The sequence below is a fragment of the Bradyrhizobium sp. SRL28 genome (assembly GCF_018596315.1).
Lineage (GTDB): Bacteria > Pseudomonadota > Alphaproteobacteria > Rhizobiales > Xanthobacteraceae > Bradyrhizobium.
In genome coordinates, this window is sequence record NZ_JAHEAG010000015.1 from 95,303 (window position 1) to 111,827 (window position 16,525).

The 16,525-nt window shown below is 62.7% G+C and carries 19 protein-coding genes; 11 read left to right on the forward strand and 8 right to left on the reverse strand.

The window, feature by feature from the left end; genetic code table 11:
- Positions 1-52: 52 nt before the first annotated feature.
- Together KIP88_RS25710 and KIP88_RS25715 are read right to left on the reverse strand one after the other, a co-directional pair.
- Complete coding sequence (locus KIP88_RS25710; protein WP_214490828.1) at positions 53-1,078, reverse strand: fatty acid desaturase family protein; 1,026 nt, start codon at positions 1,076-1,078, stop codon at positions 53-55.
- Positions 1,075-1,794 carry a TetR/AcrR family transcriptional regulator C-terminal domain-containing protein gene (locus tag KIP88_RS25715; RefSeq protein WP_214490829.1) on the reverse strand — a complete coding sequence of 240 codons (720 nt, stop codon included), beginning with the start codon at positions 1,792-1,794 and terminating at the stop codon, positions 1,075-1,077. The genes KIP88_RS25710 and KIP88_RS25715 overlap by 4 nt, the downstream gene beginning before the upstream one ends.
- Before the next feature lie 330 nt (positions 1,795-2,124).
- Here KIP88_RS25715 and rpsF point away from each other — a divergent pair, with 330 nt between their 5' ends.
- The 4 genes from rpsF (at position 2,125) to rplI (ending at position 4,595) form a co-directional block, all read left to right on the forward strand.
- A complete protein-coding gene (gene rpsF / locus KIP88_RS25720; protein ID WP_214490830.1) occupies positions 2,125-2,601 on the forward strand; it encodes a 30S ribosomal protein S6 in 477 nt (158 codons plus the stop codon).
- Between the two features lie 5 nt (positions 2,602-2,606).
- Positions 2,607-2,846 carry a 30S ribosomal protein S18 gene (rpsR, locus tag KIP88_RS25725; protein ID WP_002711478.1) on the forward strand — a complete coding sequence of 80 codons (240 nt, stop codon included), beginning with the start codon at positions 2,607-2,609 and terminating at the stop codon, positions 2,844-2,846.
- A gap of 123 nt (positions 2,847-2,969) precedes the next feature.
- Complete coding sequence (locus KIP88_RS25730; protein ID WP_214490831.1) at positions 2,970-3,941, forward strand: hypothetical protein; 972 nt, start codon at positions 2,970-2,972, stop codon at positions 3,939-3,941.
- Between the two features lie 54 nt (positions 3,942-3,995).
- The gene (gene rplI, locus KIP88_RS25735) at positions 3,996-4,595 is read left to right on the forward strand and encodes a 50S ribosomal protein L9 (RefSeq protein ID WP_214490832.1); all 600 of its coding nucleotides are present in this window, start codon (positions 3,996-3,998) and stop codon (positions 4,593-4,595) included.
- A gap of 46 nt (positions 4,596-4,641) precedes the next feature.
- On the opposite strand, the gene KIP88_RS25740 is transcribed toward rplI, so the two are convergent.
- The 3 genes from KIP88_RS25740 to KIP88_RS25750 all read right to left on the reverse strand — a co-directional run bounded on the left by KIP88_RS25740 (position 4,642) and on the right by KIP88_RS25750 (position 6,833).
- On the reverse strand, positions 4,642-5,106 hold the full coding sequence (locus KIP88_RS25740) for a PaaI family thioesterase (RefSeq protein ID WP_214490833.1): 465 nt from the start codon (positions 5,104-5,106) through the stop codon (positions 4,642-4,644).
- Positions 5,103-5,708: a TetR/AcrR family transcriptional regulator gene (locus KIP88_RS25745; RefSeq protein WP_214490911.1), complete on the reverse strand. Its 606-nt coding sequence runs from the start codon at positions 5,706-5,708 to the stop codon at positions 5,103-5,105. Before KIP88_RS25745 ends, KIP88_RS25740 begins: the two co-directional genes overlap by 4 nt.
- Positions 5,709-5,810: 102 nt before the next feature.
- Positions 5,811-6,833 carry a hypothetical protein gene (locus KIP88_RS25750; protein WP_214490834.1) on the reverse strand — a complete coding sequence of 341 codons (1,023 nt, stop codon included), beginning with the start codon at positions 6,831-6,833 and terminating at the stop codon, positions 5,811-5,813.
- 256 nt (positions 6,834-7,089) lie between these two features.
- Here KIP88_RS25750 and KIP88_RS25755 point away from each other — a divergent pair, with 256 nt between their 5' ends.
- Positions 7,090-8,340 (forward strand): cyclopropane-fatty-acyl-phospholipid synthase family protein, encoded by a 1,251-nt coding sequence (locus KIP88_RS25755; RefSeq protein WP_214490835.1) that lies wholly within the window; start codon positions 7,090-7,092, stop codon positions 8,338-8,340.
- Positions 8,341-8,361: 21 nt separating this feature from the next.
- Here KIP88_RS25755 and KIP88_RS25760 read toward each other — a convergent pair whose 3' ends face one another.
- A complete protein-coding gene (locus tag KIP88_RS25760) occupies positions 8,362-8,562 on the reverse strand; it encodes a transcriptional regulator (protein WP_214490836.1) in 201 nt (66 codons plus the stop codon).
- Positions 8,563-8,664: 102 nt separating this feature from the next.
- Here KIP88_RS25760 and KIP88_RS25765 point away from each other — a divergent pair, with 102 nt between their 5' ends.
- From KIP88_RS25765 to alr, 3 genes are all read left to right on the forward strand, one after another.
- Positions 8,665-8,829 (forward strand): hypothetical protein, encoded by a 165-nt coding sequence (locus tag KIP88_RS25765; protein WP_214490916.1) that lies wholly within the window; start codon positions 8,665-8,667, stop codon positions 8,827-8,829.
- Between the two features lie 307 nt (positions 8,830-9,136).
- On the forward strand, positions 9,137-10,639 hold the full coding sequence (locus tag KIP88_RS25770; protein WP_214490837.1) for a replicative DNA helicase: 1,503 nt from the start codon (positions 9,137-9,139) through the stop codon (positions 10,637-10,639).
- 51 nt (positions 10,640-10,690) lie between these two features.
- The gene (alr, locus tag KIP88_RS25775) at positions 10,691-11,926 is read left to right on the forward strand and encodes an alanine racemase (RefSeq protein WP_214490838.1); all 1,236 of its coding nucleotides are present in this window, start codon (positions 10,691-10,693) and stop codon (positions 11,924-11,926) included.
- A gap of 49 nt (positions 11,927-11,975) precedes the next feature.
- Here the strand turns inward: alr and KIP88_RS25780 are convergent, their stop codons facing one another.
- Complete coding sequence (locus KIP88_RS25780; RefSeq protein WP_214490839.1) at positions 11,976-12,197, reverse strand: cysteine rich repeat-containing protein; 222 nt, start codon at positions 12,195-12,197, stop codon at positions 11,976-11,978.
- 48 nt (positions 12,198-12,245) lie between these two features.
- Between KIP88_RS25780 and KIP88_RS25785 the strand changes: the two genes are divergently transcribed.
- Both KIP88_RS25785 and KIP88_RS25790 read left to right on the forward strand, forming a co-directional pair.
- Positions 12,246-13,016, forward strand: a complete 771-nt coding sequence (locus KIP88_RS25785; RefSeq protein WP_214490840.1) for an exodeoxyribonuclease III — start codon at positions 12,246-12,248, stop codon at positions 13,014-13,016.
- A 221-nt stretch (positions 13,017-13,237) separates the two neighbouring features.
- On the forward strand, positions 13,238-14,212 hold the full coding sequence (locus KIP88_RS25790) for a tripartite tricarboxylate transporter substrate binding protein (protein WP_308163638.1): 975 nt from the start codon (positions 13,238-13,240) through the stop codon (positions 14,210-14,212).
- A gap of 971 nt (positions 14,213-15,183) precedes the next feature.
- On the opposite strand, the gene KIP88_RS25795 is transcribed toward KIP88_RS25790, so the two are convergent.
- Positions 15,184-15,624, reverse strand: coding sequence for a cupin domain-containing protein (locus KIP88_RS25795; RefSeq protein WP_214490841.1), 441 nt, complete (start codon positions 15,622-15,624; stop codon positions 15,184-15,186).
- 165 nt (positions 15,625-15,789) lie between these two features.
- On the opposite strand from KIP88_RS25795, the gene KIP88_RS25800 reads away from it, so the two are divergent.
- Entirely contained in the window at positions 15,790-16,518 is a 729-nt protein-coding gene (locus KIP88_RS25800) for an adenylate/guanylate cyclase domain-containing protein (protein WP_214490913.1), read from the forward strand.
- Positions 16,519-16,525: the final 7 nt, after the last annotated feature.

Consider the following 16,525-nt stretch of genomic DNA (forward strand, 5'->3'; position numbering starts at 1 on the left):
GCCATTGTCGCTCGGGGAAGTCAGCGCTGAGCGAAAAGGAAAAGGTTCAGCTCTAGAAGCTGCCCGCCGCCTGATCGCCGTCAACTTCGGCGCCTGCCCGGGCGCGGCGTACGCTGCTTACCAGTTTGCCCGGCCGGTCCTGATGGGCTGGCCTGGCGGTTGCGAGCCGCAGCACGGCGGCGTAGTTCGGCTGCACCTCCATCCGATCCGCATACTGGCTTTCAGAGAGGATGCGGTGGACAAGCGGCAGGTTGTAGCAAGGCACATAGAACAGCAGATGATGCTCGAGGTGATAATTGACGTAGTACGGCGCGATGAACAGCCGCTCAAGGAAATTCGCGCGCGTGGTGCGGGTGTTGCGAAGGGGATCGTTCGAGTCGGGAACGACTGCGTGTTCGGCGATGTTGCGGATGCGGGTAATGACCATCTGCCAGGTGAGCAACGGCAATAGCCATAGCAGCGGATAGGCCCACCACACGCCGGCGGCCGCAAGGCCTGCGAACAGCACGGTATTGACGGCGAACTGCGGACCAAGTTTTTCCCAGAAATGAGCGGCGCGTCGCGCGAGCGGCCATTCCTTCGGCCCTAGCGCATTTAGAAACTGCGCTTTGCGCTGCTGGTAGCCGGTCTGCCCGGTGATATCGCGCACGAACTTGCGGCGGTAGCTCATTCCGGTGATCGGAAACGGCGCTGATAGCACCAGATCCGGATCGTCTTCCTGCTGCGTGCGCGCATGGTGCTGCAGGTGATAGCGGCGATAGGCGCGCGTCTCGGCGAAGATCGGATAGGCGCAGAACCATTGGCTGAGCGTCAGGTTGACCTTCTCGTCCGCCGACAGGCAACCATGCGCACCGTCATGCATCAAAATCGCGAGCCCGAGCTGGCGCGAGCCGATGATGCCGACCGCCAGCAAAAAGGTCAGCGGATTGGGCCACCAGGCGACCAGCGCGATCGATCCCACTATCAGCGCCCACGCATGCGCGATCAGGGCTATACCCTTCCAGGTCACGCGCTGGCGCACGGCGATCAATTGATCCTCGTTCAAGAAGTCACGGGCACGCATGCGAAGCGCGGTCATGACGATCCCTCCCCGTCGGGTGAATCCGGAGCGTCGCGGTCGCCGACGAGACGCAGCCCTGTATTGTCGCCACTGGTCCTTGTCGTCGCCTGATCGCCCAGCACGCGCAGCATCTCGCTGCACATTTCTTCCGCCGAACGACCCATGGCATGGCCCTCGACCATCACGCCGATCGCGAGCGCCCAGAACCGGCGTGAGCTGGCGTCGGGATCGCGCAGGGTTTTCCAGCCGTGCCGCTCGATCTGGCCGGCATAGGCGCGCATGCCCTCGCCGTGCAGCCGCTCGATGGTGCGTTCCACCAGCGGCGCGAGATCCGGGCGGCGGCGGGTGAGCGTCAGCGCTTCGGTAAAGAAGGCGACCGAATCCGTCGCAGTGACGGTCTCGGCTAGCGCGCGGGTGTATTCCCGCGGCGTGTGGGCCTGCAATGCGGCCTGTTCGGCTGCGCGCGCCAAATACAGAACGTCGCGGCAGGCGGCTTCGACGAACAACGCTTCCTTGGTGCGGAAGTAATAGGTGATCTGGCTCGGAAAGGCGTCCGCGGCGGCCGCGATGTCAGAGATCGAGGTGCCGGAAAGGCCCCGCTCCTTGAACAGGCGGCTGGCCACGTCGAGCAGGCGCGAGCGCATCTGACGCCCAGCCGAACGGGTCGCACGGGCGGCGTGCTTGGGGTCGCCGGCCGACGTTTCGGGAGCTGTCTGGACGGATCTGGGAGCCATTTCGCCCTCTCGTCCATTATTTGTATGACATACAAACAAATAAGTCAATTCGGTGTGCTGGCCCGCCCTGTGGTAAGCTCAGGAACCCCTGGCCCCCCGCAAGAAGCCTTGCCAGCGCGCCCAAAATCCTTATAAACCGCGCATCCGTGGATCCCGGCCGGGAGCTGAACGGACGGTCTCAGCAATCTCACCTTCTTGGCGATGTTGATGCGGCAGGGCCAGTCGGCCCGTCGTCCCGTGCTTCCGCCTTCTGAGCTTATCCCGAGTCCTTTCCGAAGGCCTCGAAGGGCTTGCCGCCGGGAAACGCGCCAACACTAGGAAAGGACACCCATGCCTCTTTACGAGCATGTTTTTCTCGCGCGTCAGGATGCGAGCACCCAGCAGGTTGAAGAGCTGACCACCCAGATGACGGGCATCGTCGAAGGGCTTGGCGGCAAGGTTACCAAGACTGAGAACTGGGGCGTGCGCTCCCTCACCTACCGCATGAGCAAGAATCGCAAAGCGCACTTCGTGCTGATGAACATCGATGCGCCCTCCTCCGCGGTCACCGAGATCGAGCGGCAGGAGCGGATCTCTGAAGACGTCATCCGTTACCTCACCGTCCGCGTCGAAGAGCACGAGGAAGGTCCCTCGGCGATGATGCGCAAGGCCGATCGTGACCGCGAGCGCGACGATCGCGGCGGCGGTTTCCGCGGTGACCGCGAAGGCGGCTTCCGTGGCGATCGTGAAGGCGGTGGCTTCCGCGGCGACCGCGGCCCGCGCCGTCCACGCGAAGACGCCGCTGTTGAAGCGACGGAAGAGGAGTAAGAATCATGGCTGAAGCTGGTGCACGCCGTCCGTTTTTCCGTCGCCGCAAGACCTGCCCGTTCACGGGTCCGAATGCGCCGAAGATCGACTACAAGGATTCCAAGCTGCTGATGCGTTACGTCTCCGAGCGCGGCAAGATCGTGCCGAGCCGCATCACCGCCGTGTCCGCCAAGAAGCAGCGTGAACTCGCGCGCGCCATCAAGCGCTCGCGTTTCCTCGGCCTGCTGCCCTACGTCATTCGCTAAGACATCTTCGACCGGCGGCGTCCGCGCCGCCGGTCGCAATTCCTCATAAGGCTTCCGGGTCGTCCGGTCGCCGATGGTTGGGGTCGAACGACCTCTAACCGCTCGAAAGGAGCGGGACAGCTGATGATCGCGATTGTCCTCATTGGTCTTGCCGCCGGCTGCGCGTCGGCGCTGATGTTCGCCTCGATCATCTCGGGCGCGCTGATCTCATTGCTGCTGTTCTATCTGGCGTCGCTGCCGCTGATGGTTGCGGCACTCGGATGGGGTCCGCTCGCGGCAACGATCGGCGGCATCGCCGCCGCCTGCGGCCTCGGCGCGATCTTCGGCCTGCCCTATTGCATCGCCTTTGCCATCACCGTTGCGCTGCCCGCCTGGTGGCTCGGCCATCTCGCGCTATTGGGACGGCCGGTGGCCGATCCAGCCGCAGGCAATGGTGCCGCGCCGGCCGCGCCTCAACTCGAATGGTATCCGGTCGGCCGCATCCTGCTCTGGATCGCAGGCTTTGCCGCGTTGACCACGATTGCGGCCATGCTGACGCTTGGCACCGACGCCGAGACCATCACCAGTTCGCTGCGCCGGGGCCTCATGCGGATCCTGGGGTCGCGCGATACCGCTTCCTCAGGCGACATCGAACGCTGGGTCACCGCGCTCTCCATCATCGCGCCAGCGGCCGCAACGATCGTCGCCATGATGACGTTGACGCTCAACCTCTGGCTCGCCGGCAAGATCACGGCAACGTCCGGCCGGTTGCACCGGCCGTGGCCCGACCTGAAGAGCGCGGAACTGCCGCCGATGACGCTGGTGGCGCTCTGTGTCGCACTGGCCCTCTGCTTCGTCGGCGGGCTCGTCGCGATGTTCGCGCAGATCACGACCACCGCGCTGATGATGGCCTATGGCCTCACCGGCTTTGCCGTGCTGCACACGCTGACGCTGGCGCTCAAGAGCCGCGTCTTCTGGCTCTGCTGCACCTACGCGATCGTTGTCGCGTTCGGCTGGCCGGTGCTGGCGATGATCGCGCTCGGTCTTGCGGACGCGGTCTTTGGCATTCGCCAACGCTATTTGCGCGGCAAGCCGCCGCCCTTGCCCGCATCCTGAAATGCCAACCATCCACTTCAAACTGAATACATACACATCAAAAGGAGAACGAATATGGAAGTCATTTTGCTGGAACGCGTCGCCAAGCTCGGTCAGATGGGCGAAGTCGTCCGCGTCAAGGACGGGTTTGCCCGCAACTTTCTGCTCAAGCGCGGCAAGGCGCTGCGCGCCACCGCCGACAACCGCGCCAAGTTCGACGGCATGAAGGCCGAACTTGAGGCCAACAACCTCAAGGCCAAGGGCGAAGCGAGCAAGGTCGCGGAGAAGATCAACGGCCGCAACGTGGTCGTGCTGCGCCAGGCCTCTGAGACCGGCCAGCTGTTCGGCTCGGTCAGCGTGCGCGACATCATCACCTCCTTCGAGGCCGATGGCGTCACCATCAGCCGCAGCCAGGTCCTGCTGGATGCGCCGATCAAGACCATCGGCAAGCACGAGATCGCCATCGCCGTGCATCCGGAAGTCGAAGTCAGCGTCAGCGTCACCGTGGCGCGCAGCGCCGACGAAGCCGAGCGCATCAACCGCGGCGAGGACATCTCGACCCGTCAGGAAGACCAGGACGCCGCCGCCGAAGCGCTTGCCGCAGCCGGCGAATTCTTCGATCCGGAAGCCCAGCACGACGAAGAGGCGCCGGCGCCCGCTTCGACCGAGAAGTAACGCGCGTATCGCTCCAACGGCCTATGACGACTTCAAGCCCGGCCCTTCAGGCCGGGCTTGGGATTCTCGCCACAGCCTTCTCGTCGAGCATCGCGATCGAGGCCAGCGCCGTCGCAGTGTGCTTCTCTTTCCCGTCGATCACGCAAAACACATCGGCCGCAACGACGGCGACCTGACGTCCGGGCTTGATGACGCGCGCCCGGCAGATCAGGCGCTCGCCGGTCGCCGGCGACAGCAGATTCAATTTGTATTCCGCCGTCAGCGCCGATTGCCCGCGCGATGCCGCGGCCGCTATCGTGGTTGCGTTGTCGACGAGGAAGGCGGTGACGCCGCCGTGGAACAGGCCGTTCTGCTGCAACAGCTCAGGCCGCCGGTCGACCGCAAGCGTGCACGTGCCGCGCGTCAGCTCGGATAATTCTGCGCCGATGTGGGTCATGAAACCCTGGCGGCCGACATTGTCGCGGATGCGGGTCGCGATCGGGGCGAAGTCAGGATCGTTATTCGCATTCATACGGTTTCTCCCGGTTTGTGGATCGCATCGGGTGCGACCACCGCGCGGATGGCACAGGCGATCAGGATGTCGGCCTGCGCTCTTGGATCAGTGCGGTCGCGGCCCGACAGCCATGCACGGCAAAAAATCTGCGCCGGTCCGATGATCTGGCTGAAGAACAGTAACGACGTCATCGGCAGCAATTCGCCGCGCTCAACCAGCGGCGCGCGCCATCGCTCGACGGCTTCCGCAAGGCGCGAATTCTGTGCGCGCTGCGCGCCGCGGATCTCCTCGGTCCATTCGCTGCGGGAAATTTCGAACAAATAGCGCGCCTCGCGCCTGGAGTTGACGACCCATTCGAGATGCGCGCGGATCAGCCGCGCCACGCCTTCCTGCGCGCTGCAGGATCCATCGAGCGCCGCGATGACGGCAGCATGGTAACGGGCGAGAATTTCCAGGAACAGCGTGCCGGCCAGCTCCTTCTTCGACCCGAAGAAATGAAAGAAGCTGCCATTGGACGCCCGTGCGCGGGTTCTGATGGCTGCCACGGTGGCTCCCTCGAAACCGTCGCGGTCGAATACCGCCAATCCCGCCGCCAAGAGATCCTCGCGTGCCGTAGTCATTTGCATCCGACTTTCGAGATCTGGATTATTACTCTAGAGTGATACTCCAGAATTGGTCAAGCGACATCACACCGTCGACCGGCATCCGGAAATCTGAAAATTCTAGCGCGAGATGGGCGGCACGGGCGGGCCGGCGGGCGCTACCGGCGGTGCGGGCGCCGTAGCCTCCACGGACGGAGGCGCCGCTGTGGAAGAACCTGCGGCCGGCTCAGGCGCGGTCGCTGCGGAAGCTGGCGGCGCCGGCGCGACCGGCGGCACCGGATCTGGCCTGAGCGGATTCGGCTCGCTACCGGCGTTCTCCTTGGGAGCATCGACCTTGGCAGTGTCGGGCCTGTCCTCGCGTGCCGGCTTTTCGGTTTCGCCTGCGGGCTTCGCTGCCTCGCTGGCCGGCTTGTCGCCCTCGCCCTTGCTTGCGTCGGTCTTGATCGCGTCGGTTTTGGCGGGATCGGTCGCGGCGGTTTCAGCCGTGGCGGCGTCCCGCGACGCATCTTCCTTCGCGGCGTCGCCGGGGCTTGCCTGCTCGGCTTTCGGCGGTTCCTCGGTGGCGGGTTTGCCACGTCTGCCCTGCTTCTGCCTGACGCCCGATTTGCTGTCGGTCGCGGCCTGCGCCGGGGCCTGCCCATCTGCTGGCTTATCGGCATCGGGCGCCGCTTGCGGACGTGCGAACCGCTTCGCGTCCCGGCTTGGACGCGCGCCCTCGCCTTGCCGTGGTGCTCCGTCGGCATCCGGCCGGGAGGCCTCCTGCGCAGGTGCGGCGGGCGGCTGCCGGCGACCGAGCCGGTCGGGCTGATCCGGTCTTCCGTCCTGCTTGGCGTCCTTCTGCTTCGCCTGATCCTTGCCCTGATACCGGGGGTCGGCAGCCCCGTTGGATATCAGATAGGACGAAAGCAGCGAAGCCATGTCGGTGCCCGTCGTATAGTGCTGGCGCAGGAAGCCCGGCAACGACGAAGGCGACGTGTTCTTCAACAGGCCACGCGGGCTCTTGTGGCAGGCGCTGCAGGTGTTCGAGAAGATCTGGGAGGGGCTCTTGCCGCGGTCGAGATTTTCCACGGCACGCGCCGCGCCTGCTGTGAGGCAGCCGATCAGAAGCGTCACCGTCGCCAAACTGAGCGCTCGGCTCAACATTCCCTGCTTCTCCAGACCTGGAATCGCTGCCGGCGTCGCACAACGGCCGGCGGCGGGGTCACCTTTTAGCCGATTATGACGCGAATGGAAGCGCGCTCAGTACGCATCTGCGTGAGTGTGACATTTGTGAATATCCGCTTTGACTCCAACACACTAGCGCCACGGCATCATCGTACTTATGTTGTTGTTGATCCATTCTTGGAACCAACCTTCCAGGGTGTGTCGTGTAACAGTCGCTCGCTCCATTGGTGCTTCGATGGACCGGTTGTTGCGTTATTTCCTGGGTCAGTTCATTCGCCGCGGCACGATGACATTTACGGCCGCGAGTGGGACCAGGTTTACCTGCGGTGACGGAACCGGCCGCCCGGTGTCGGCGCGGTTCCTGACCGAACGGACCCAGCGCCGTATTCTCCTCAATCCCGAACTGGCGCTCGGCGAAGCCCATATGGACGGCACGTTCGTGGTCGAGAACGGCTCGATCGCGGACGCGCTGGAGATCCTGCTCGATCAGCCCGAAATGGTGCCGCGCTGGGCCAAGCTGCAATGGTGGCTGCGTTATTTCAGCAGGCACGCCAGGCAATTCAATTGGCGCGGCCGGGCGAAAAACAACGTTGCCCACCACTACGACCTCGACGGGCGGCTCTATTCCCTCTTCCTCGACGCCGACAGGCAATACAGTTGCGCCTATTTCGAAACGCCGGATACGACCCTCGACGATGCCCAACTCGCCAAGAAGCGCCATCTTGCCGCCAAGCTCCTGATCGGGCGCGGCAACCGAGTGCTCGACATCGGCTCGGGCTGGGGCGGCCTTGGCATCTATCTCGCCGAAATGACCGGCGCCGACGTCACCGGCATCACGCTGTCGTCGGAACAATTGCTGGCGTCGAATGCCCGCGCCGCCGAGAAGAACCTGACGGGGTCGGCAAGATTCCTGCTGAGCGATTACCGCGATATTGCCGGCCCGTTCGACCGCATCGTGTCGGTCGGCATGTTCGAACATGTCGGCATCGACTTCTATGAAACCTTTTTCCGGCGCTGCGCCGAACTTCTCAGCGACGACGGCGTCATGGTGCTGCACTCGATTGGCCGCTCGACCGGGCCCGATGTAACGAGCCCATGGATCACGAAATACATCTTCCCGGGCGGCTATATCCCCGCCCTTTCCGAGGTGATTCCCGCGATTGAGAAGGCGGGCCTGCTGGTCTGCGACGTCGAAATCCTGCGGCTGCATTATGCCGAAACGCTGAAGGCCTGGCGCGACCGCTTCATGGCGCGGCGCGAAGAGGCGGTGCGTCTCTATGACGAGCGGTTTGCCCGCATGTGGGAATTTTATCTGGCGGCGTCGGAAATGTCGTTCCGGAAGCAAAACCTGATGAATTTCCAGATCCAACTCACCAGGCGCCAGGGCATCGTGCCGATGACGCGGGATTACATTACCCGGGAAGAAGCGAAGCTGCGCGGGATGGAACTCGGGAAGCAGCCGCGGCTGCAGTTGGCGGGCGAATAGGCTGCGCCAGGCGCGATCGCGTCAGTTCCGCAGGCTATAAGCCGAGGCATAAGGCGCCAATGCCGGACGGGCGAGTTGGGCGCGCACCGTAGCAAGCAACTGATCGTCACAGGGGACAGTACGCAGTTCCGGGCGCGAAATCTCTTCCATCGTGTCGATCAGCATCGACAGCCACAAGCGCTGGCCGCTTGCCGATCGCCATCCCTGGATTTGCTGACCCATCGCCTGTCCTTCCGGTCCGTTACAACTGGCAACTCGAAAATCGCCAGCCCGTTCCCGATTTCGTAACCAATCCATTCTGCGGCGAAGAAAATCACACCCGATGTGATCTACTTCACAGAAGACGCCGGCGGCTCGTCGTACGTCTCAGCCATGAGCCGACAGACCTACCCAGCCCCGTTCGATTCCGACATCAGGATCGACTACGCCTTGATCGTAGCCGGCGTGGGCGCCGCTCTGTTCGCGTTCATCTACCTGATCCTGGTTTGATCAACGCTTAAGACGCGGCGCGAAAACGCCTCCCCGCGTTCGGATGGGTCTGTCCAAGTCGTGGTAAGGTTCAGGCTCTCCTAAGATTTTACCTGGCATTTCGCGGAAAAAGCGCCCGCACCGCCCAGTTTGGGCCGAAAGCCCGTCAAGCTTCACGGCGCGCGCGCGCCGGATTCATCCACATTTTTGAAGAACAGTGCATAGCGGCGAGCTTTTGCTTCCGCTTTGCCCGGGACAGGCGCTTTATCGCCGCCCCCCCTAGCGGAAATGCTAGCAACGCCAAAAATCACGAGCATAACCTGACGCCATGGCTCTGACTGATTCGAACGTCCTCAAACTCGCTCCCGACGCCGGAACTCCGGTCTTCCGGAGCGCGCCGCATAACATCGAGGCGGAGCAGAGCCTGCTGGGCGCCATCCTGGTCAACAACGACGCGTTCTACCGGGTTTCCGACTTTCTGGAGCCGAAGCACTTCTTCGAGCCGATCCACCAGACCATTTTCGAGACCGCCGGCAGCCTGATCCGGATGGGCAAGGTCGCCACCCCCGTCACGCTGAAAACCTTCCTGCCCGCCGATACCGATATCGGCGGCATGACGGTTGGCCAGTACCTCGCGCGCGTGGCGGCCGAGGCCACCACGATCATCAACGCGCAGGATTACGGCCGCACCATCTACGACATGGCGCTGCGACGCGACCTGATCCGGATCGGCGAGGACATGGTCAACGTCGCCTTCGACGCGCCGGTGGACTTTGCTCCCCGCGCGCAGATCGAAGATGCCGAGCGCCAGCTTTATGAACTCGCTGAATCCGGCCGTTACGACGGCGGCTTCCAGCGCTTCTCGCAGGCGATGAAGGTCGCGCTCGATATGGCGGCCAACGCCTATCAGCGCGACGGAAAATTGTCCGGGATCTCTACCGGATTGCGCGATCTCGACTCAAAGATGGGCGGCCTGCAGCGATCCGACTTGATCATCGTCGCCGGGCGCCCCGGCATGGGCAAAACCGCGTTCGCAACCAATATCGCCTATAACATTGCTGAAGCGTACCAAGCGGAAGTTCAGGCCGACGGCACCATGAAGTCGGTCAATGGCGGCATTGTCGGCTTCTTCTCCTGCGAAATGTCGGCCGAGCAGCTCGCCACGCGTATTCTCGCCGAGCAAACCGGCATTGCGTCCAGCATGATCCGTCGCGGTGGGATCAAACAGGACGAGTTTGAAAGGATACGCGACTACACGATCAAGCTCGAGCATTTGCCGCTATATGTCGACGAGACGGGCGGTCTTTCGATTTCGCAACTGACGGCGCGCGCGCGGCGGCTGAAGCGGCAGAAGGGCCTCGACATGATCGTGGTCGACTACATCCAGCTGCTGCAGGGCTCAGGCAAGCGCGGCAACGACAACCGCGTGCAGGAAGTCACCGAGATCACGACCAACCTGAAGGCGCTCGCCAAGGAGCTGAATATTCCGGTGATCGCGCTGTCGCAGCTGTCGCGGCAGGTCGAAAACCGCGATGATAAGCATCCGCAACTGGCTGATTTGCGTGAATCCGGTTCGATCGAGCAGGACGCCGACGTCGTGCTGTTCGTGTACCGCGAAGAATATTATCTGCAGAACAAGGAGCCCAAGCCCGGTACACCCGAGCACGAGAAGTGGAAACTCGACATGGAGCTCGCTCACGGCAAGGCCGAGGTCATCATCGCCAAGCAGCGCCACGGACCAACGGGTACGGTCCCACTGCAATTCGAAGGGCAATTCACGCGGTTTAGTGATTTCGTCGAAGGGGATAGTCTACCCTACCATGTGCCCTAGCCGGCCTTCAGCGCAGTTGAACCATGGCGTTCCCCCGCGTAAAACTGTGGCATGAACATCGCCCCCGACCCCAAATCCATTCCGCAAGGCAACCTGCTCTCGCCGGAGACGAACCAGACGGCCGCGCTCGTGACCGCCACCGGCGTGCTGACGGTCGATCTCGACGCCATCGTCGCCAACTGGCGCAAGCTCGAGAAGACGGCGGTGCCAGCCGAATGCGCCGGTGTCGTCAAGGCGGATGCCTATGGCTGCGGCGCCGAACAGGTGGCGCGGGCGCTTGCTGCCGCCGGCTGCAAGACATTCTTCGTTGCCACGCTCGATGAAGCGCGCGTTGTGCGCGCCGCGGTGCCAGGTGCGGCGCTCTATGTGCTCGGCGGTTTTTTCCAGAACACCGGCGATGCCTACGCCAAGTTCGACTGCAAGCCCGTGATCGGCGACCTCAACGAACTCGCTGAATGGGACGTGTTCTGCCGCCGCTCGGGTTGGTCGGGCGGCGCCGCTATCCATATCGATACCGGCATGAACCGGCTCGGCCTGACAGTAACCGAGGCACAGGGCATCATCCCGCGCATCAACGCCGGCGATCACGGCATTACGCTTGTGATGAGCCACCTCGCCTCGGCCGAACTGCTCAACAATCCCGCCAATGCCAGGCAGCTCACGGCCTTCCGCGAGATCGCGAGCGTGTTCTCCGGCGTGCCGGCGTCGCTTGCGAATTCGTCCGGCGTTTTCTTAGGGTCTCAATTCCAGTTCGATCTCGTGCGGCCGGGTTGCGCGCTTTACGGCATCAATCCGACGCCGGAAGCCGACAATCCGATGCAGCCGGTTGTCGAACTGAAGGCGCGCATCGTGCAAATCCGCAACGTCGAGCGCGGCGATACCGTCGGCTATGGCGGCACCTGGACGGCGCGGCGTCCGACCAGATTAGCGATCGTTTCCGCGGGCTATGCCGACGGCTATTTCCGCGCCGCGAGCGCCAATGACGGCACCCGTGGCGCCGAGGTGGTGGTCGCCGGCAGGCGCTGCCCGATCGCGGGGCGGATTTCGATGGACCTGACGGCGGTGGACGTCACCGATCTCGATAAGAGCGCCGTACGGCGCGGCCATATGGTGACGCTGATCGGCGAAGGCATCACGGTCGACGAACTCGCCCACCATTTCGGCACCATCGGCTACGAAGTGCTGACCAGCCTCGGCAAGCGCTACGCGCGAATCTATAAGGGCGGCAATGCCACGGCAGAGCCACCTGCTCCGCCTCCAGCGGAGCCGGCCGCCGCTTCTTCCTAGCTCTTCGTTCCCAGGGTTCCTTCGCGGCGCCTCATGTCGAGGTTGTGTATTACTGCGTCTTCCGGCTAGCCAACACTTTCTTGCAGGCATCGCTGAGTTGGTGCTGCTGCTTGTTCAGACATGCGACGACGCGGCCGCCGCCGGGCGGCGTACCGGCGCAATATTTGTCATAATCCGCCTTACAGGCACCGCGCCCGTCGGCGTTTTGAGCAACCGCAGATCCGGGGCATCCGATGGCGAGCACGAGAACGGCGAGGCGTAGTTTCGACATGGAGTCTCCAAGTGTCAGGCAAAGCATCGTGATGCCGGCTAGCTCTACATGAAGATCGCGACCTTCAACATTAACAATGTCAACCGCCGCCTGCCGAACCTGTTGCGCTGGCTGCGCGCGGCAAAACCCGACGTCGTCTGTCTGCAGGAATTGAAATCGACCGATGCCGAGTTCCCGATTATGGCAATCGAGAAGGCGGGCTATGGCGCGGTGTGGCGCGGACAGAAGACATGGAACGGTGTCGCCATCCTGGCACGCAACGCCGAACCGGTATTGACCCGAACCGCCCTGCCCGGCGATCGCAATGATGACGAAGCGCGCTATATCGAGGCCGCCGTCAACGGCATCATCGTCACCAGCATCTATCTGCCGAACGGCAACCCGCAGCCCGGACCGAAATTCGATTACAAGCTCGACTGGTTCAAGCGGCTGCGATCGCATGCCGGCAAACTGCTCAAGCAGGACATCCCGGTGGTGCTGGCCGGCGACTACAATGTCGCGCCGACGCCGTCAGATATCTATCCGACAAAGTCATGGGACAAGGACGCGCTGATCCAACCGAAGAGCCGCGCTGCGTTCAAGGCGCTGGTGGACCAGGGCTGGACGGACGCGATCCGGACGCTCCATCCGTCGAAACCGATGTTCACGTTCTGGGACTACAAGCGCAACCGGTGGCCGCGCGACGCCGGATTGCGGCTCGATCATCTGCTGCTGAGCCCGCAGATAGCGCCGCGCCTGCTCAAGGCCGGCGTCGATCGCAAGATGCGCGGCGAGGAAGGCGCCAGCGATCACGCGCCGGCATGGATCGTGTTGCGGTAGTTTTTTTGTTTGACGCGTTTTCTTCACGCGAACCGGCGTCCACCCCGGATCAAGTCCGAGGGCATGCTTCGCTCGAAAACGCTACGAATCATTGCGGCGTGATGCCCGCCGCCTGAATGCACGCGAAAAATAAGAGGGTCCGGCCCTTGGTTTGTTTCGCACCGAAGCAGGGATCGTTATGCTTCGGCAAACTTCAAAACAACCAAGGCGGAGGAACGCGCGTGGGAATCCCGAAGATGATCGGTGCAATAATAGCCGTGCTTGTTTGTGCGCTCGCCAATTCTGGTGCATCTGCGCAAGAGGACTACCCTTCCCGTCCGATCACGCTGACACATGGCTTCGGCGCCGGCGGCAACGCCGATGCGATCGCACGGATCGTTGCCGACGGACTTTCCCGGCGACTAGGAAAACCCGTCATCGTGGAAGCCCGCCCGGGCGCCGGCGGCAACATTGCATCTGATCGCGCCGCAAAAGCTGCACCCGACGGCTACACGCTGATCATGCTGACGGGCGGCCACGCGGTCTCGGCGGCGATGTACAAGGCCCTGCCGTTCGACCCGGTCGAGGATTTCCAGATGATTTCGACGGTGGTGTTCTTTCCCTTCGTCGTCGCCGTCAAATCGAGCCACCGGTTTCAGACGCTTGCGGATTTGATTGCTGAAGCGAAAGCCAAACCGGACACGCTGACCTATAGCTCGGTAGGTGTCGGATCAACGCAACATCTGGCCGGCGAATTGCTGTCGTCGATGGCCGGCGTCAGGATGATCCACGTGCCCTCCAAGGGCGGCGGCGGCCCCATCAACGACCTGCTCGGCGGTCAGATCGACATTCTGATCGACACGCTGACGATCACTGCTCCGCAGCTTGCGGCCGGTACGATAAGAGGCCTCGGCGTGACCAGCGAAAAACCGTGGTTTTCGATCCCCGGCGTGCCGCCGGTCGCCGCAACCGTCCCGGGTTACGAGGTTCGATCCTGGCTCGGCATCGCGACCAGCAAGAACGTTCCTCAACCCGTCGTCGAAAAGCTCAATCGCGAATTACGTGCCGTGCTCGATATGCCTGACATCAAGGACAAGCTCCAGGCCATGGGGAACGACGTCCGCGGCGGTTCGCCGGGCGACATGCGAAGCATGATCTCCTCCGAGATTTCCCGTTGGAAGCGTGTGATCGATGCCGCGGGGATTCCAAGGCAATGACCGGCATCGACTCCCCTAGGCGCACCGGTCCCTGTCACGATATGCAACGCCTCCTTCGAAGCTCTCACGAGCACTCTAACGGTGGAGCGGCGGGGTTGAACCTTTCAGGATTTGCCAAACACTTCCGATCGCCGCGGAAAATCATCGCCGACCTGCGGGCGGAGATACCCGCACGACAGTTCGTCAAGTTTTATCCTTCAAACCGCTAGGTCGCGGAACTTAGCACAAGCGGCATCGTCCCCAGCTTGCGCAGCAGCCGCCACAACCCCCGCAGCCACCGCAGCCACGCACAGCGCACCCACGGCATCCACGGCATCCTCGGCAGCCACGGCAACCTCGGCGAACAACAACGGCGGCCAGCTTCACGTCGCTGTTTTCCTTATCGAAGAGATAGAACGTGGCGAGACTGACATCGGCCATTTCCTCTTCGCCAAGAACGAAGCGCTGATTGGGCGAGATATTGTCAGATTGCGGGATATCAGCAGCGAGTATCGTGTGCGCGGATGCGCTCCCCGCCAGCGAAAGACCCAGTCCGGCCGTACCGAATGCCGTAACGGCAGCGGCTTTGGTTGTACGCGCGTGCTTCGCAGCTTGCTTCACCCTTGGCATGGTCGCATCCTTCGAAAGTTGTTGTGAAGGGTCAACTTGACGTAGCAAGTGTGCCTGTACGTCTAGAAATGCGACCTGGCGCATCCGGTTCCCCTTCGCGCGAAGCCTTTTTTGAATTGCAGCCGATGGGAGAGAAGAGGGGATGGATATTTGAGACAGCAGCGCTGTCCAAACGTGTCGCAGGCAAGGCGCCCGCATGCTCGGCAGAGCCCAGCGGCTTGTTGGTGTAGCCACATGTCGCTATCCAAGCAGTCGAGCTGATTTGTGCTTGTTTTATCAGAGTTTACTTGGCCGCTCTTCGTCTCCCGAAGGGAACACGGTGCGCTGCACCTTCTAGGGAAAGGCCTTGGAAGCGAATAAGATCAGCCCTTGCGGGTGTGCCCCCACGTTTCGTCCCAATCCTCGCCGGCTGCGTCGATGACGCGGCCGTCGGCCTCGAAGAACTTGTTCGGGACCTGGAATATCGCCAGCATCAGGCCACCCTGGGGACACCAGGCCACATGGCGGCTGCCCTGCTCGCGCCAGATGAATTCGCCGGCCTTGCATTCGATCCCCTGCGCCGGCCCCTCCTTGTCGACGAGCGAGCCTTCGAGGACGTAGGTCTGCTCGATGTTGACGTGCTCATGGTCGGGCAGCACCGCGCCCGGGGCGAACCGCATCAGCGCGGTCATCAGGCCGGTCTTGCGATCGAACAGCAGCGTCTTGGCTTCGCAGCCAGGGAAACGGGTCTTCTGCCATTCCATGCTGTCGGGGCGAACCAGATGAGAATGGGTCTGCGCGCCCTTCGGCGTCACGGCGTCCATGGCGATCCTCCGTTTTGATTATTTTGACGCGATCCTAGCAGCTTTGTCTTGGGCCGCCAGACGGCTGGTGTGCGCTGCGGTGGCGCTTGTCTTGCTCACCCCCGCTGCCGACGATAGGATCGTCATATCTGCCACGCTCCGGAGTCACGGCTGAAAATGGCAGCTCTGCAACATTCGCTTATCTGCAAAGGGTGCTGGGAGCAGATGCATATGCCGGTGCTGCTTCGCGGCGTGGCGTCGGCGCCGTTTCGCGCATTCGGCATTCGGCCGAGCCGGATGAATCCCAACACCTGTACCATCTGCGAACTGATGTTCACGAAGGTGATGCGGGCCCGCAAGATCACCATCGATGCGACCATCATGTTTGCCGACCTCCGCGGTTACACCAGCCTGTCGCAGTCGCAATCGCCGGATGCCGTCTCAGGCCTGCTCGATGCGTTCTACGATGAATGCGCCAATGCGATCTGGGAGCATGACGGGCTCCTCAATAAGACCATCGGCGACGCCGTGATGGCGATCTTCAATTTTCCCCTGGTGCGGGCCGAGCATCCCGGGAACGCCGTGCGGGCAGCGCGCGACATTCAGAAAAGCTGGCGCGAACGGCGCGAGGCTCTCGTTGCAGCCCATGGCCTCACTGCGAGCGAGCTGGGGATCGGCATCGGCATTCACTCCGGCGAACTCAGCTTTGGCGAGTTCGGTCATACCCATCGGGATCTGACGGCGATCGGCACCGTGGTAAACACCGCCTCTCGCGCCCAGTCGGTTGCCGAAGCGGACCAGATACTCGTGACGCAGGCGGTTTTTCAGCGCGCCCAACCGGATTTGAAGGACAGCCAATCAAAGGCATTCCAGCTCAAGGGATTCGACGTCCCGATCGAGCTTTACGCCGCCTGACACGAGC

Bases quoted from the DNA above. Each gene is read 5' to 3' on its own strand.
- KIP88_RS25710 (WP_214490828.1), bottom strand. From the start codon at position 1,078: ATGACCGCGCTTCGCATGCGTGCCCGTGACTTCTTGAACGAGGATCAA.
- KIP88_RS25715 (WP_214490829.1), bottom strand. From the start codon at position 1,794: ATGGCTCCCAGATCCGTCCAGACAGCTCCCGAAACGTCGGCCGGCGAC.
- rpsF (WP_214490830.1), top strand. From the start codon at position 2,125: ATGCCTCTTTACGAGCATGTTTTTCTCGCGCGTCAGGATGCGAGCACC.
- rpsR (WP_002711478.1), top strand. From the start codon at position 2,607: ATGGCTGAAGCTGGTGCACGCCGTCCGTTTTTCCGTCGCCGCAAGACC.
- KIP88_RS25730 (WP_214490831.1), top strand. From the start codon at position 2,970: ATGATCGCGATTGTCCTCATTGGTCTTGCCGCCGGCTGCGCGTCGGCG.
- rplI (WP_214490832.1), top strand. From the start codon at position 3,996: ATGGAAGTCATTTTGCTGGAACGCGTCGCCAAGCTCGGTCAGATGGGC.
- KIP88_RS25740 (WP_214490833.1), bottom strand. From the start codon at position 5,106: ATGAATGCGAATAACGATCCTGACTTCGCCCCGATCGCGACCCGCATC.
- KIP88_RS25745 (WP_214490911.1), bottom strand. From the start codon at position 5,708: ATGACTACGGCACGCGAGGATCTCTTGGCGGCGGGATTGGCGGTATTC.
- KIP88_RS25750 (WP_214490834.1), bottom strand. From the start codon at position 6,833: ATGTTGAGCCGAGCGCTCAGTTTGGCGACGGTGACGCTTCTGATCGGC.
- KIP88_RS25755 (WP_214490835.1), top strand. From the start codon at position 7,090: ATGGACCGGTTGTTGCGTTATTTCCTGGGTCAGTTCATTCGCCGCGGC.
- KIP88_RS25760 (WP_214490836.1), bottom strand. From the start codon at position 8,562: ATGGGTCAGCAAATCCAGGGATGGCGATCGGCAAGCGGCCAGCGCTTG.
- KIP88_RS25770 (WP_214490837.1), top strand. From the start codon at position 9,137: ATGGCTCTGACTGATTCGAACGTCCTCAAACTCGCTCCCGACGCCGGA.
- alr (WP_214490838.1), top strand. From the start codon at position 10,691: ATGAACATCGCCCCCGACCCCAAATCCATTCCGCAAGGCAACCTGCTC.
- KIP88_RS25780 (WP_214490839.1), bottom strand. From the start codon at position 12,197: ATGTCGAAACTACGCCTCGCCGTTCTCGTGCTCGCCATCGGATGCCCC.
- KIP88_RS25785 (WP_214490840.1), top strand. From the start codon at position 12,246: ATGAAGATCGCGACCTTCAACATTAACAATGTCAACCGCCGCCTGCCG.
- KIP88_RS25795 (WP_214490841.1), bottom strand. From the start codon at position 15,624: ATGGACGCCGTGACGCCGAAGGGCGCGCAGACCCATTCTCATCTGGTT.